Here is a 15,284-nt window from a genome sequence, read left to right as displayed (position 1 = left end):
AGGTGAAGTCGGTCTGCCACATTTCATTGACGCGCGTTGTTGGGTGCTGAAACTTGTCTCTTGCCTGCATGAGAATGTAGGCTGGACTGGTGATCGGATCATGAGCCTTCAGTAGTCGATAAACTGACGATTCAGATATAAAGCTGTGTTGATACCGGTTTAAAATTGACCACCCATTACGGTTGAAAAATGACCAGGGGGAAACAGAGCGCAGGATACTACGCTACTGTGGATAAGTGGACCGGACTGAGTTGGTTTTTGCCTCCTGTTGATGTTTTAGTTTAATTGTAATTACTGCAAATTAGCCAGATTTTGTTCTGATGAGTATTTTTCTTTTTCTCGCTGCTGTATTCTAATCTTCGCAGTGACAGCGCTTTGTTTGTATCGGAAAGACTCATTGCCGGTTTCAATAATGTGGCAATGGTGCGTGAGTCGATCCAGAAGCGATTGAGGTTTTGCAAAACCGAAAATCAGATGATAGTGAATTTGTTTTTCCCGGCATCGGCAAATCAGGACACATTCAGGAACCAAGAAAAGGTTGGGAACGCATATTAAAAAGCGCAGAAATAAAAGATTTGCGACTTCATGATCTAAGGCGCACATTGGGAAGCTGGCAAGCAAAGACCGGTGCATCGCTGGCGATTATTGGCAAATCGCTTAATCATAAGAACCAAAATACAACGGCGATTTATGCGCGGCTTGATCTTGATCCGGTTAGAGACTCGGTTAATACAGCCACAAGCGCAATGCTTGCAGCAGGCGGGCTAACAAAGCCAGGTGAAATTGTGCAATTTAAGAAAAAGAAATAACAAATTGTAATATGTACGTAGCGACAAACTAAATGACTGATTTATCAAATAGACGCAGGCTCGATTCCATACCAAACTATTTATCTTATTATCAATCAGTTGCATTCAAAATGATGACTAGGTTTTGGCATTTTTGGTAAGCATTTAAGGATGTCTTTTTGCAGAAATTTCGGTTCATTTTTGAATCGTTTTGACTTGTATTAATGGAATGAGCGCCCACCGGGTTTACTACCAAGTTAACTGTATCTGAGCGACAAAGGGATTATGAGACACAACCATTGAATGCGCACTTAATACAATCAATTACTTACAACGCTTGCCAAGCATAAAGCCAGTGTCAATCAGCCTCAAATGATGGTATTTCTGCCGCACTTTGGCACAAATTTGACACAATGATCTTTATGATACTTAGCAATGATTATTTCAATTTCCGTTTACTATTTCAGTTTGCAAATCATACTTATCTATGCCAAGATTAAATATGATTACTTCTGCTTAAGGAATAAGAAATGGCAAGCGAAACAGGACGCATGAGTGTATCAGTGGCACCAGAAAAACAAGAAAAGCTAGATGCAATTGCGCACAGTCTGGATCGTTCCAGAAACTGGTTAGTTAATCAAGCTATTGATCACTATCTGGAAATTTACGATTGGCAAACAAAAAGAATTCAAGAACGCTTAGATATTGCTTCAGGAAAAAATGCAAAATTTCACTCAAGTGATGATGTTGATGCCATCATAAATAAATTCAAAGCATGAGCGCTGTTGTATGGCTGGATGAAGCGCTAGAAGATTTAAAATCAATTGGTGATTATATTGCACAAGAGAACGCCAATGCTGCTTATCATGTTTTAATTAGAATAAAAGCTACTGCTGATAATCTATCGCGTCACCCTGAAATTGGTCGCCTAGGCCGTGTGTTTGGTACGCGTGAGATAGTGATGAGTGACCTTCCATACATCCTTGTCTATCAAATAACCGACAGAGATATTCGCATATTGGCTGTCATGCATACCTCCAGAAAATGGCCTGAAAATTTCGATCATTTTCGCTAGTGGTTATCGCTTACAATTAATGTAGACTGCGTGGACTGAAGTTAAATGGTTTGCCAATTTAGGTAACGTCGAGACTCGGCGGGCCTATGAGAATGCTTTAAAAGATTTTATGAATTTCACCGGTATTCAAAATCCTGAAGAGTTCAGGATGGTGACCCGCGCTCATATTATTGCCTGGCGTGATGATTTGTTAAGTCGGTTATTAAGCAGCATGAGCATCCGACACCGTTTATCAGCACTATCCTCTTTATTTGAGTATTTATGTGAGAAAAACACGGTTACGCATAATCCAGTCAAGGGTGTAAAACGTCCCGCAGTGGAAAGTTATGAAGGAAAAACTCCGGCAATCGGAGATCATCAGGCGCGCGAATTGCTCGATGCGCCGAATGCTAACTCACTTAAGGGCAAGCGTGATCGTGCGATACTGGCCACTCTACTTTATCACGCACTGCGTCGTGATGAGTTGTGCCGATTAAAAGTTAAGGATTTTAAGCAGGAGCGGCGCGGTGTACCCCATATAAAGATTTCCGGAAAAGGAGGCAAAACTCGTTATGTGCCGTTGCACCCTGCCGCCAGCGGTTTAATCCATGACTATCTCGATGCTGCTGGACATGGTCTGGAAGATACTGAGGCCTTATTCCGTTCAGCCAGTAATAACCGCAACAAAGACTCACAACAATCAATTACACCAGATGGTGTGTACAAATTGGTTCAGAAATATTCTATTAAGCTGGGATTTAAGATCGGTGCACATTCATTACGCGCAACGGCGGCCACCAATGCACTGGATCATCAAGCAGATATTGCCAAAGTACAAGAATGGCTGGGTCATGCCAATATTGCTACCACAAGGATTTATGATCATCGCAAAACCCGTCCAGAAGATAGTCCAACGTTTAAGGTTGCTTATTGAGTGCTCTACAAATAATGAGAGGTAGTACATCGGGTGATAGAAGATGCGAATTCGTGTGACATGATTTTTTATTCCGCCTTCTGCTATTTTTAATCTCTGCCCCACTCTATTCTTTTCTGACCCATTGGCCAATCGGTGTGGCTTCATCATTGCGAACCGCATACGCACGTGTTAACTGGATACTTTCAATAGTAAGTTGCAAGTAATAATGGTTTTCAACCTTATCTAACAAATAGCCTACAGTGACTGTAGTATCGAAATCTGGTAGTAAGTTGGACGAGTCTTTGGAATTTTTCGTATCTGATACTTTTCGTTTATCTCTTTCTTCTAGTAAGTTTTGCTGATCTTGCTCGCTTTGTTGGTTTTGTAGCTTTGATTGTGTTCGAGGTGATTGTTGGAATCCAGCGGGATTGTTTTGTGCCGATTGATCGCGATTAGCGCGATAAATGGGTTCCGGTAAAAAACTAAGCCCTGGGGGTTGTTCCAATTCTTTTACCGCAAATCCTTTTTTGCGAAGTTCAGTCACAAACGCTTCGCCAAAAGAATCGTTTGTTGCTTGCGTGATATTTAATACAGTACTTGTCGTTGCATACATCGTCGCTAACTGGGTGACCGCATCATGCGCTGAAGCAGCGACCAATGTCTGGGGCACATCAATGACGGTGTAATTGTCTTTAGTCAATTGCGACTGGGTTGCACAACCTGTCATTTGCAGCGAAGCAATCAACGCAGCCATAATAATCGGGCGAAGTACTGTTCTTTGAATGATTCTCTTGGTAATGCTTAGGGTAAAACTGTTAAATGTCATAATTTCTTCTCCCGCTGTCAATAGCGGTGCAAAAAGGTACTATACGACTGACTAGGATGAATTGCTCTGTATAAGGGGGTTCTTCCACAGAACCCCTATGGTGCGTTAGGTACCTTTATGCAGAATAACCCAATTATCTCCTTAAATCATTGATTATTTGTTTTATTACTATGAAAATCATCCCGATCGAGATGCCGCCAAGAATCAATGCCAATAAAGCCTTTGTCGCAACTAAAAAGGTGCAAACGCTTAAAAGTAGTTCACACGGCCATTCTAAAAAGCTCATCTCATCCTGTCCTTTAAAACATTGCCTCAATTGGGGTTCAGGGAGCAATGGGTAAATTCCAACAAAGGTACGTAAAGCCCCATAGATTTTTTCCAGAAACTCTATTAGGGTGTTTCTGGACGAATATAAATCGGTCGATAAGTACCCGTAGAATTGGCCGGTACTAATCTTGGCATTTTATTAACACCCAGGTCGTAAATTTTAATTGTAAATTCTCGATCTACCACGGCCAATACGATATCGCCGATGACGGGAGATTTTGATCGATCAACGATAACTTTGTCGCCTAGCATTAAACCAACATCGATCAACGCTTCTCTCCACCTCAAAAACTGATACTAAACTGGAATACGGATTTTTTGCAACAAAGCCATCCCGTCTATAGAGAAGATCCAATGCATAGACTTAGAGCAATCATAAAAACAATTCATTCAGGATTGAAATCCTGAGTGTGTCTTATATTTGCGAATAAAGTAAGTTTTTAGGCGACAAACACATAAAATGCTTAGAAATTATTGATTTGTAGGATTATACCCTGCTAGATTACCAACCACTTCTTAAACCACTAATAAGGCACCCTATGAATAAGACTGAATTGATTGAAGCCGTTGCTACTCGTTCTAAAACCACAAAAACCCAAACAACTGCCATGCTGAACGGATTGCTTGAAATTATTCAAGAAACCATGACAAGCGGCAACGATGTGCAGTTAGTAGGTTTTGGTACTTTCTCGGTTACAGAGCGTGCAAGTCGTGAAGGCCGCAATCCAGCGACTGGTGTAACCATGACAATTCCTGCCAAAAGGGTCGTTAAATTCAAGCCAGGCAAAGCCTTATCTGATGCGGCGGCCTCTGTTAAGAAAACCAGTGCAGCCAAATCAGCAAAACCTAAACAGACTGAAAAAAAGAAATAATACGATTGGGTGCGTTTTGATTGGAAGAATCCAGGGAATCATCAAGGGAGAACTATTCAATTCCCTGGGTAAGGTGATATGAAAAAATCATATGGTAGGCTTGATTAGTGTCTACAATTATCTTATCAATCAGATCAAACAAAATATGAGGAATTACTTATCTTTTAGTCGAACCAATCTTGGCCAGCGATCATGTATCCAGACATATTCAGGTGGCGTATTGATAGCCACCACATAAACCCGCATTTCATCGCCTCTTTCTGCCAATAGTCCTTGAATCTCCATTCTTGTATCCAATAACGGGATCAGTTTTTTAACTTGATACACGGTTAATGCCGGATCATAGGCCAGTTTGGCTGCATTTTTTCAATCAACCTTGCCCTACCCTTGCGGTTTAAAATTCCAGATATAACAGGTAAACAGGTGGCTATTCATCAATTTGATTTACGGTGGTCAGTCGTACTATCGCCAAGCTTGTTATGTAGGAATTATTACCTGTTTAGTGGGAAAAATGCTGTCCGCATAGAAAATCATAGAACCAAGGATTCAAAGCTCCACACAAGACATTGATCGCGTTTCATTCCATTGTATTGACTAAGTAAATTACGACGCATTTAACATAGGTGGCGCTTTGAAGCTTTCTAAACTTGTGAGACCGGAATAAGAACATTCACCCAATGGAGATTCATCGTATGAAAACTTTCTTTCTCTTTCTACTGATACTGCCACTGATTACTGCCTGTGCAAGCGGGCCGAGCAAGGGGCAACTGGATGATGAAGTGCGGCGGCTTTGTGCGATTGATGGCGGGATTAAGGTGTATGAGACGGTGCGGTTGCCGGCTGAAAGATTTGATCAGTATGGGCAGATACGTGTTCCAGCTAGGTGGTTGGCTAAATTGGAAGATGAATATTATTCCGAGAGTTCTACAAATTATTTAATTAAGGGAAATCCCGAGATGTGGAAATTTCATTTCAAATTGTATCGACGATCTGATGAAAAACTACTCGGTGAGGCTATTAGCTATACAAGGATTGGTGGAGATATTCCAGGGCCTTGGCATTCTTCTTCATTTCAATGTCCTCAAAAAGAAGATTCTGGTTATTTAATTCGGCAAATTTTTATTAAAGAATAACGAGAAACAAGATATGAATCAATACAATGATTATTCCAAACATGCTGAACTGGCATTGGCAAGCTATGGAAATTTTGCTTCACCTACACCAACAACAGAGGAATTAAGACGCGCAGAATTTTCTACCAAACAAGCTGAACCATTCATTCTCAAATACCGCGTAGTAGCCCAACACACCGACTCCACCGGCCTATCAGCCACAGTATTTGCCGATGCCGATAATAATACCTATCTGACAGTCCGTGGCACTGGGCTTTCAGACGTCAGGGATTTCGCAACCGGGGTTTTTGACATCATGCTGTTTGGCAGCACTAAGCTGCATCCTCAATATGTCAGCCTCAAAGCCAAAGTCACTGAGTGGCTGGGAAATGGTACGCTATCGCCAACATTTACTGTTACTGGCCACAGCATGGGTGGTTTTCTGGCAGTCGGTCTTGTGGATGATCCGACATTTGCCAATCATGTTTCGCACGCTTATCTCTACAACGCGCCTGGATTGGGTGGCTTCGCAGGCCCGTTTATCAAGACGGTACTTGATTGGATGGGACTTGCGCCGGTATACGATCAATCCAAAATCAGTAATATCGAAGCCGCGATAGGCCCAATCCCAATCGCAGGTCTAGGTTTTGATGTTGCCCCACCGATCGACATTACAATCGAAGATCAAATGTCGTCAGATGTCATCGATCCTCATGATGCACTCAACCACAGCCAGCAAGTACTCACCGACGCCTTAGCCGTCTATTCAACCTATTCCCAACTTGCCCCCAATCTGAGCCAGGAGCAACTTAGCAAGCTGATCGATGCTTTCGGTTCCACCAAGGACGTTGCCGGTGCTTCCAACAGCAAAACACTCGAATCCGCGCTCGATGCGCTACGTACTATTGTTTTGAATCCAGCCAACGGTCAGGTTGTGCTGGGCGATAGCCAGAAAACCGGAGCCGGCGATCGCGACAAGTTTTACACGAATCTTTACGCATTGCAGAGTAGTACACCATTTAAGGATCTGGCGGGTAATGTCCAATTGATACCGTTATCCGATCTCTCCACCAGCAATATCATCGCCAAGATCGAGAGCAATAGCCAACAAGGTGTGGCGGTGCGATTTGCGCTGGTTGCGCTCAATCCTTTCATATTGGAAGGAAATGGTGTTGATTACAGCGTGTTCAATACAAATGGAGCTTTGGAGCGTTTTGATCCCGATACTGGAATAGAAATGATCACCGAATGGAGGCTTGCTGCATGAAAAAAATCATTCTACTTTTGTTTGTTTCATTGGTTGTTTATGCAATCTTTTTTTCAGAAAAAGCCAGATTGGATAGAGAAGTAGATCGTCTGTGCGCGATTGATGGGGGTGTCAAAGTATATGAAACGGTGCAATTGCCACCGGATAAGTTTGATAAGAAGTATGGACAGATCAATTTTTATCGACCCACTCAAGGTGAAAATGCATTGGGGCCAGAATATATCTACCAATGGGATATTCATTACTATAAAAAAGGAGATCCAGCTTCACAAGGTGCTCACGAAACTGTCATGAAACGAGATCATTTAAGAATTACACGAAAATCGGATATGAAATTGTTGGGTGAGTTTGTTTTATATAGCAGAGGGGGGGGAGATTTGCCTGGGCCTTGGATGCCTTCATCGTATCGATGTCCCAATGCTATGGAAGCTAGTTCTGGCAAATTGATGCACAAAATTTTTATTAATTTATCAGAGGAAACAAGGAAATGAGTCAGTTGAGCGATTACTCTATTCAATCTGAATTGGCACAGGCTGCTTATGGCACGTTCTTGGGTAGAGCAATAGAAATTGAAGAGCTAACTAGTCCATCAGTAGGTATGTCTACCTCACAAGCTAATGCTTTCATTACTAAATGGCAAGTTGCCGCCCAATCCCCTTACTCCATCACCGGTTTTTCAGCTACCGTTTTCGAAGAAATTGGCAGTGGCAAGAAATATCTTGCCATTCGCGGTACTGAGCTATCAGGCAACGATTTAACCGCTGATGGGTTATTGGCCTCGGCAATACCTCCGAGCCTCAACCCCCAATTCATCGCCCTTAGAATGCAACTGGATACTTGGTTGAGTGATCCCGATGTACTTCAAGGGCAGAGCTTCACCGTCACCGGTCACAGTCTGGGTGGCTATCTGGCTGCTGCCGTCAAGCAGAGCTATTCGCAAGTGACGGATGCTTATCTTTATAATGCCCCTGGTGTAAGTGGCCCATTGGGTAATCTGGTGGATGCACTGCGTAGCGCCCTGGGTTTGAGCAGTGCATCGACGGACAATATCTGGAACATACGCGGTTCTGAAGGTTTTCCCGTCATTGCAGGTTTAGGCTATCAACTGGGAACAGCCATCAGCATTCAAACTGAAGCATCGGGTAATAATCATAGTATCAGCGTACTGAACGATGCGCTAGCCATTCAATCGTTGCATTCCCAACTCGCCCCCAATCTGAGTCAGAATCAACTTAGCAAACTGATCGATGCCTTCGGTTCCACCAAGGACATTGCCGGTGCTTCCAACAGCAAGACGCTTGAATCCGCGCTCGATGCGTTGCGTACTATTGTTCTGAATCCAGCGAATGGTCAGGTTGTGCTGGGCGATGGTCAGAAGACCGAGGCAGGCGATCGCGACAAGTTTTACACGAATCTTTACGCGTTACAGAACAATACCTTATTTAAGGATTTGGCGGGTAATGTCCAATTGACGCCGCTATCCGATCTCTCCGCCAGCAATATCATCGCCAAGATCGAGAGCAATAGCCAGCAAGGCGTGGCGGCGCAATTTGCGCTGGTTGCGCTCAATCCTTTCATACTGGAAGGAAATGGTGTTGATTACAGCGGGTTTAATACGAGCGGCGCTTTAGATCGCTTTGATCCTGATACCGGAACGGGTGCGCTGACATCGGCGTATTTGGTGGATCGCATGACCATGCTGATCCGCAAGAACTGGTTCAACATCGAAGACAAAAATCCGCTCGACTCCACGGTCTCATCCAATTCAAGCAATCACAGTTACCAAAATATCAACGACTATTTCGAGGATGTAACCACCGGCTATAAGGTTTCGCAAGGTGAGTTATCCGATAACACGCCGCGCTATTTCTTTGGTGGCAATGGCGCGGACAATCCGGCGGCCTCCAAGGTTGAAGACCATTTTTACGGCGGTGGCGGCAATGACATTCTCAACGGCGGCGAGGGTGATGACTATCTCGAAGGCGGGATAGGAAATGACACGTATACCATCAATCCTGGCGACGGCTTTGATGCGCTTTTCGACGCGGATGGTGTCGGCAGCGTCAAATTCGGTACGGTTGTTGCTGAAGGTAAGGGTGGTGTAACGGATGGCAAGGATTTGATAAAGATCGGTAACGGCTGGGCTGACGAACAGAATGGTCTTATTTATTTGCTTAGTCCCCAAGCCGACGGCACACAAGATCTTCTCATCAGCTACGTCAATGGGTCAGACAGCGCCAGGGTAAAGATCAAAAACTGGAGCGAAGGAAAATTGGGTATCACGCTGGGCGAAAATACGCCACTGGTGGTGCCTGCCTATGATCAAACGATCACGGAAACTGTGCTTGATCGCAATGATGTGTTCGATGGCAGCACGGGCAATGATTTGATTCAAGGATTGGGTGGGAATGATTTTATCCAGGGTAAAGAAGGTGATGATCGGATTGAGGGTGGAATTGGAACAGATAGCGCGTTTGGCAATACCGGCAAAGATATCGTACTGGGCGGCGCTGGCAGTGACTTGATTGCGGGGCAAGAAAATGACGACCGGCTGTACGCTGACGGCGAACGTACCATTGATGAGGCCTACGCAGTGGGTGAAACCCAGGCCGCCAGCGGGCAGCGCGGTGATCTGCTGGATGGCGGACCCGGCAGCGATATCGCCACCGGTGAGGCCGGTGATGACATTCTGATGGGCGGAATGGGTAAAGATGTGATGATGGGGTTGGGTGGAGATGACACCATTGAAGGTGATATCGATTTTACGTCCGGCAATCCGGCCTGGAATGTCACCCGTCATATAACGACTGAGAACAATTCGACTGTTTATAGTCGCAGTTACAACTTTTCGAACACGTTGGATACTGTCGATGCCAATACCGGTGATGACGATGTGATCTATAGCGGTGCCGGGAAAGACTGGGTATTTACCCAGGGCGGTGATGATTTTGTCGATGCGGGCGTGGATGACGATGTGGTTTTCGGAGAAGGCGGCAATGATTTGATTCTCGGACAAGGCGGAGATGATGTTTTGATGGGAGATAACAGGAATCTCGATGCAGCGCTGCATGGTGATGATCATCTCGATGGTGGCAGTGGTACCGATACCATCTGGGGCGATGGTGGATCAGATCACCTGGTGGGCGGTTCGGGTGACGATGAGCTGACCGGGGACGACAACTCCATTGCTGCGCAATACCAAGGCAACGACGTGCTGGAGGGTGGAATCGGTAATGACAAGCTGTATGGCAATGGCGGTAACGATACACTCAACGGAGGAACCGGCGTTGATCAAATCTATGGTGGAGCTGGCGATGATACCTATCAGGATGTGGAACCAGGTGATTCCATTGGCGATATCGAAGGTAAAAACACCATTATGCTGGCCGATACCAGCAGCTTAACGCTAAGTTCAGCGGATGAGCCCATCGGTATGGCAATCAGTTCATTTGCTGAGCCCAGTTCTACTGTTGCCAATGCGCCATCCGGCGCGACCTGGCTGGCTAACACGAATGTTCTGCATATTACGCTTGAGAATGGCGGCACGCTTGATCTGCAAGGCGCGTTGTATGGCATGGATGCGCAGATCTATTTTGATCATGGCGCGCAAGGAATCGATCTTGAATCCTGGGTGAGCGAGAATCTGCATGATGCCGTTACGCTGAATCTGGAATGGGTGCAAGCATCTTCCGGAGAACCGCTCACTCATCTCTATAGTGGTACCGGCGCGGATCTGCTGCAGGGCAGCGTCAATAATGACACTATCAGTGGATATGGCGGCAATGACCAACTCCAGGGCGGCACTGGTGATGATCTGATCATGGGTGGTCTGGGCAGTGATGTGTTGATTGGCCAGGAAGGTGGCGATGCATTGCAAGGCGGCGAGGATAACGACGAATTGCAAGGCGGACTTGGCAATGACACGTTAAATGGCGATGCAGGTGATGACAATCTGTTTGGTCAGGAAGGCGGCGATGTATTAAATGGCGGAGCAGGCAATGATGTGCTGTCGGGTAATGCCGGAGACGATGTTTATTCGTTCAGCCTGGGCGGCGGACAGGATGTCATCTGGGAAGAAGGTGATACGGCGGGCGATGTGCTGCGCTTTGGCGAGGGCATTGTGCCTGCCGATATTTCAGCGGCTAAATCCGGTTACGATCTGGTGTTGTTTCACGCCAATGGCGTGGATCAGGTCAAGATTGCCAACTGGTATGCTGATCCGTCCTGGCGCTTGCTGCAATTTGAATTTGCCGACGGCACCATCTGGAACGGCAATGCTATCGCTAACCTTGCTGCGACAACCCTGCGCGGTACAGCGGGTGCTGACACGATCTACGGTAGCGCATTGAATGAAACACTGATGGGACTGGACGGTAATGACAGTCTTTATGGTAACGGCGGGAATGATACGCTGATCGGTGGCAAGGGAAATGATAATCTGAATGGTGGAACAGGTATCGATACTTTCTTGTTTGCATTGGGTGATGGTGTCGACAGAATCAATCCCTATAACTCCGATACATTGACATTGCGCTTTGCGGCCGATATTTTCAGCACGGACATCGTTGTTGAGCGTGTGGGCAATGATTTGATGCTGCGTCACCAAAACGGCAGCGATAGTATCACGGTGGCTAACTGGTATCTCACTACCTATGACCGATTGCAACAAGTGGTGTTCGATGCGGACGGCACGACTTGGTCGACGGCTACGCTGGATCAGATGGGGATCAATTTCAATAATCAGTACACGCTCAATTTGGACGACGGCGCGAAAACGATCGAGGATTGGGGTGGTGCGGACAGCCTGGCATTTGGCACAGGTATCGGTGACGCCGATATCACCATTGCCCGGGTGGGGCAAAATTTGAAACTCACGCATGTGAATGGTACTGACAGCGTGACGATCAAGGATTGGTTCAATGATCTATCCAAACAAATTGAAACCATCCGGTTCTCAACCACAGGCACCGTACTGACGACTGCGCAATTGACCACGCCATTCTTGACGTTGACCGGCACGGCTGGCAACGATGTCATTCAAGGTGGCAACGCCTATGGTGAAACGTTATCCGGATTGGGCGGTAATGATACGTTGAATGGCGGTCAGGGCGCAGATACTTATCTCTTTAATCAGGGCGATGGCCAGGATACGATTACCGATACTTCTTCTCCTTGGTACGCTGAAAACTCGATTCTCTTTGGTGCGGGATTGCTTGGTCAGCTCAACCTGACGTTTGAGAGCAATAACGATAGAGTTTATTCGTTTGGTGCGGACAGTGTAAGAGTCAAGGCGGGGTCGGGCGTTTCTCCCCAATTCATTTCCAACGGAACAGCGGCGGCGGAGACGCTGAATGGTAGCAGCTACAGGAACATCATACACGGCTTGGCGGGCAATGACGTAATCAATGGCAATGTGAACACTGATGATCTGTATGGTGATGCAGGTAACGATACGATAGCCGGAGGTGAAGATGCCGACTGGCTGTATGGCGGTGACGGGGATGATGTACTGGATGGTTACCTGTTGATCGGCAGCAGCGACGACCAGACTTACGGCAGCGACAGCGTGGATTATTACATGGGTGGGCGCGGCAATGATACACTGAACGGCAATTCGCGTGACGATCACTATTATTTTAATCTCGGCGATGGCAATGACACCATTAGCGAAGGATCTTTTTTTTCGAATGCACAATGGTTTTACAGTTCTTTTGATGATTTAACTTTCGGTACTGGCATTACGCCGGAAAGTATTCAGGTCAGTAAGCTCAACAACGATCTGGTGGTTAAAGTGTCTGTCAGCGATAGCATCACTATCAAAAACTGGTTTAGCGACTACAAATCCCAGGTGGATTACTTCCTTTTCCCCGATAGCCGTTCTTTGTCGGCAACGAATATGTCTCTGTTGGCTAATACTTTACATGGTACGTCCGGTGATGACGTGCTGAATAGCAATTCAACGTTTGGATTTGGTAGTGCATTGTATGGTGAAGCAGGCAACGACACACTGAATGGTGGCAGCGGTAACGACATCTTGTACGGCGGCACGGGCAATGACACATTGAACGGCAGTAGTGGTAACGATGCTTTGCACGGTGAGGCCGGCAACGATATGTTAAATGGCAGTATCGACGGCGACGAGTATTTTTTTGAGCGCAATGGCGGGCAGGATATTGTTGACGATACGGGCGGATCTGATACTGCCCGTTTTGACGCTTCAATCCGTGCATCGGATTTATCCTTATCGCGCAGTGGAAATGATTTGATTCTTGCGCTGACTGGAACGAATGACAAGCTGACGATCAGAAACTATATGAGTGACAGCTATGCGATCATCGAATCATGGGTATTTACGGATGGCAGCAACCTGCCATCGACACAGTCGATACTGGATAGTTTTCTGAATATTCGCGGTACCTCTGCCAACGATAATCTTGATGGGACAGCTTGGGCCGATGTAATGTATGGTGGTGACGGTAATGATGTTCTGAACGGATTGGGCGATGCCGACAAACTGTATGGTGGTGCGGGAAATGATGTTCTGGATGGCGGCGGCGGTACTAAACACGATTATTTGGAAGGCGGCACCGGGAATGATATTTATCGATTCACGGGTGCTTCTTTCAGTGCATTGGACGATGGTGGTAGTGACGACAAGATTGAGCTTAATGTGAACATCAATCCGACAAATCTGAGTTTTCAGCGATGGGGTGGCGACGATCTCCATATTTCCATTGCAGGTGGAAGTAATATTGACATATACGACCAATTCCTCAATGACAGTGCCAAGGTTGAGCGCTTGCAATTTGCCGACGGTACCACATTGGGATTGCGCGATATTCAGTTTGGCACCGGGAGTACGCTCACCGGTACGTCGGAAGACAGCATCCTGATTGGATCTGGTAGTAATGATACCTTGAACGGTGGTGACGGTAACGACTGGCTGGATGGTGGTATCGGCAATGACACGATGACAGGCGGTTTGGGTAATGACCTGTATTTCGTCGATAGCACAAAAGACACTGTCACGGAATTGACCAATCAAGGCATCGATACGGTTTCCAGTGCAATTGGATACACCTTGGGAGCGAATGTTGAACACCTGGTGTTGACCGGGACGGCAAGAATTAATGGCACCGGCAATGCGCTGGACAACACACTGATCGGCAATAACGACATCAATACGCTAACCGGGGCTGCAGGCAACGATTGGTTGGATGGCAAGGAAGGCATTGACAAAATGATAGGTGGAGCCGGCGACGACACTTATGTTCCCGACAATGCTTCGGAAATCATTACCGAGCGATCCAATGAAGGCACCGACCGGATACTGACCTCTATTAGTTATACGCTACCCAGCAATGTCGAGAACCTGACATTGACTGGCACGGCAGCGATCAACGGTACCGGTAACACGCTGAACAACATGTTGATCGGCAATGCTGCCGCCAATTCTCTGTTTGGTGACACCGGCAATGACACGCTGGATGGTATGGAAGGGGCTGACATGCTGACCGGAGGCAAGGGCAATGACACTTACATCCTGGGACGCGGTTATGGCATTGAAACCGTGGTCGAGAACGATACCACCGCGGGTAACACCGACATGGCACAATTTCTATCGGGCATCAGCGCGAATCAAATCTGGTTCCAACATACCGGCAATAACCTGGAGGTCAGTGTGATCGGCACCGCTGACAGGCTGGTGATCAAGGATTGGTACTTGGGTTCGGCCTATCATGTCGAACAATTCAGAACGGCCAATGGTTTGACGCTGCAAGATAGCAAGGTCGAGAATCTGGTGACTGCAATGGCTGGTTTCGCACCACCTGACATCGGGCAGACCACACTGCCACCAGCCTACCAACCCACCTTGGACCCGGTGATAGCATCCCTTTGGCTATAACAGTTGTTTTTCTCTATGTGAGGTATGCTGATTTTCATGGAGTCCGAAGTTTCATAAAATGAAGACATGAAATGGAGGATTAAGATGGAATTACCCCGCACACAATATAGTCAGGAATTTCGGAAGGAATCAGTTAAGTTTTTCAAAGAAAGTGGATTGACTCTGGTTGAAACTGCAAAACGTCTGTCATTACCCAAGGGGACACTCAAAAACTGG

At 46.2% G+C, this 15,284-nt stretch carries 12 protein-coding genes and 3 pseudogenes; 10 read left to right on the top strand and 5 right to left on the bottom strand.

Annotated elements, in window-relative coordinates; all coding sequences use genetic code 11:
- Positions 1-142, bottom strand: a pseudogene (locus C8R34_RS15055) (IS3 family transposase); the annotation flags it as partial.
- Positions 143-291: 149 nt separating this feature from the next.
- A pseudogene (locus C8R34_RS16700) lies at positions 292-471 on the bottom strand (ATP-binding protein); the annotation flags it as partial.
- Here C8R34_RS16700 and C8R34_RS15045 point away from each other — a divergent pair.
- From C8R34_RS15045 to C8R34_RS15030, 5 genes and pseudogenes are all read left to right on the top strand, one after another.
- The gene (locus C8R34_RS15045; protein WP_258364531.1) at positions 456-809 is read left to right on the top strand and encodes a tyrosine-type recombinase/integrase; all 354 of its coding nucleotides are present in this window, start codon (positions 456-458) and stop codon (positions 807-809) included. The pseudogene C8R34_RS16700 and the gene C8R34_RS15045 sit on opposite strands and share 16 nt — an antisense overlap.
- A 509-nt stretch (positions 810-1,318) precedes the next feature.
- On the top strand, positions 1,319-1,567 hold the full coding sequence (locus tag C8R34_RS15040) for a CopG family ribbon-helix-helix protein (RefSeq protein ID WP_110341980.1): 249 nt from the start codon (positions 1,319-1,321) through the stop codon (positions 1,565-1,567).
- Positions 1,564-1,863: a type II toxin-antitoxin system RelE/ParE family toxin gene (locus tag C8R34_RS15035; RefSeq protein WP_110341978.1), complete on the top strand. Its 300-nt coding sequence runs from the start codon at positions 1,564-1,566 to the stop codon at positions 1,861-1,863. Before C8R34_RS15040 ends, C8R34_RS15035 begins: the two co-directional genes overlap by 4 nt.
- Positions 1,864-1,945: 82 nt before the next feature.
- Positions 1,946-2,122: pseudogene (locus C8R34_RS17185) on the top strand (site-specific integrase); the annotation flags it as partial.
- A 57-nt stretch (positions 2,123-2,179) separates the two neighbouring features.
- Entirely contained in the window at positions 2,180-2,776 is a 597-nt protein-coding gene (locus C8R34_RS15030) for a tyrosine-type recombinase/integrase (RefSeq protein ID WP_258364532.1), read from the top strand.
- Between the two features lie 106 nt (positions 2,777-2,882).
- Here C8R34_RS15030 and C8R34_RS15025 read toward each other — a convergent pair whose 3' ends face one another.
- Positions 2,883-3,605 carry a hypothetical protein gene (locus C8R34_RS15025; protein WP_165872593.1) on the bottom strand — a complete coding sequence of 241 codons (723 nt, stop codon included), beginning with the start codon at positions 3,603-3,605 and terminating at the stop codon, positions 2,883-2,885.
- A gap of 369 nt (positions 3,606-3,974) precedes the next feature.
- Positions 3,975-4,181 carry a LexA family transcriptional regulator gene (locus tag C8R34_RS15020; RefSeq protein WP_258364530.1) on the bottom strand — a complete coding sequence of 69 codons (207 nt, stop codon included), beginning with the start codon at positions 4,179-4,181 and terminating at the stop codon, positions 3,975-3,977.
- 269 nt (positions 4,182-4,450) lie between these two features.
- On the opposite strand from C8R34_RS15020, the gene C8R34_RS15015 reads away from it, so the two are divergent.
- Positions 4,451-4,783: an HU family DNA-binding protein gene (locus C8R34_RS15015; protein ID WP_110341974.1), complete on the top strand. Its 333-nt coding sequence runs from the start codon at positions 4,451-4,453 to the stop codon at positions 4,781-4,783.
- 153 nt (positions 4,784-4,936) lie between these two features.
- Here the strand turns inward: C8R34_RS15015 and C8R34_RS17180 are convergent, their stop codons facing one another.
- Positions 4,937-5,068, bottom strand: coding sequence for a hypothetical protein (locus C8R34_RS17180; RefSeq protein ID WP_258364529.1), 132 nt, complete (start codon positions 5,066-5,068; stop codon positions 4,937-4,939).
- Between the two features lie 407 nt (positions 5,069-5,475).
- On the opposite strand from C8R34_RS17180, the gene C8R34_RS15010 reads away from it, so the two are divergent.
- The 4 genes from C8R34_RS15010 to C8R34_RS17175 are packed head-to-tail and all read left to right on the top strand — an operon-like array spanning position 5,476 to position 15,068.
- Complete coding sequence (locus C8R34_RS15010) at positions 5,476-5,916, top strand: hypothetical protein (RefSeq protein WP_110341972.1); 441 nt, start codon at positions 5,476-5,478, stop codon at positions 5,914-5,916.
- A gap of 13 nt (positions 5,917-5,929) precedes the next feature.
- A complete protein-coding gene (locus C8R34_RS15005) occupies positions 5,930-7,162 on the top strand; it encodes a hypothetical protein (protein WP_110341970.1) in 1,233 nt (410 codons plus the stop codon).
- Positions 7,159-7,653 carry a hypothetical protein gene (locus C8R34_RS15000; RefSeq protein ID WP_110341968.1) on the top strand — a complete coding sequence of 165 codons (495 nt, stop codon included), beginning with the start codon at positions 7,159-7,161 and terminating at the stop codon, positions 7,651-7,653. The genes C8R34_RS15005 and C8R34_RS15000 overlap by 4 nt, the downstream gene beginning before the upstream one ends.
- Complete coding sequence (locus C8R34_RS17175; RefSeq protein WP_309146194.1) at positions 7,650-15,068, top strand: calcium-binding protein; 7,419 nt, start codon at positions 7,650-7,652, stop codon at positions 15,066-15,068. Before C8R34_RS15000 ends, C8R34_RS17175 begins: the two co-directional genes overlap by 4 nt.
- The last annotated feature ends 216 nt before the right edge of the window (positions 15,069-15,284 follow it).

Source organism: Nitrosomonas sp. Nm84 (assembly GCF_003201565.1).
Lineage (GTDB): Bacteria > Pseudomonadota > Gammaproteobacteria > Burkholderiales > Nitrosomonadaceae > Nitrosomonas.
Note: the sequence above shows the minus strand (reverse complement) of the source record. Positions and strands in the feature narration are given on the sequence as shown.

Bases quoted from the DNA above. Each gene is read 5' to 3' on its own strand.
- C8R34_RS15040 (WP_110341980.1), top strand. From the start codon at position 1,319: ATGGCAAGCGAAACAGGACGCATGAGTGTATCAGTGGCACCAGAAAAA.
- C8R34_RS15035 (WP_110341978.1), top strand. From the start codon at position 1,564: ATGAGCGCTGTTGTATGGCTGGATGAAGCGCTAGAAGATTTAAAATCA.
- C8R34_RS15015 (WP_110341974.1), top strand. From the start codon at position 4,451: ATGAATAAGACTGAATTGATTGAAGCCGTTGCTACTCGTTCTAAAACC.
- C8R34_RS17180 (WP_258364529.1), bottom strand. From the start codon at position 5,068: ATGGAGATTCAAGGACTATTGGCAGAAAGAGGCGATGAAATGCGGGTT.
- C8R34_RS15010 (WP_110341972.1), top strand. From the start codon at position 5,476: ATGAAAACTTTCTTTCTCTTTCTACTGATACTGCCACTGATTACTGCC.
- C8R34_RS15005 (WP_110341970.1), top strand. From the start codon at position 5,930: ATGAATCAATACAATGATTATTCCAAACATGCTGAACTGGCATTGGCA.
- C8R34_RS15000 (WP_110341968.1), top strand. From the start codon at position 7,159: ATGAAAAAAATCATTCTACTTTTGTTTGTTTCATTGGTTGTTTATGCA.
- C8R34_RS17175 (WP_309146194.1), top strand. From the start codon at position 7,650: ATGAGTCAGTTGAGCGATTACTCTATTCAATCTGAATTGGCACAGGCT.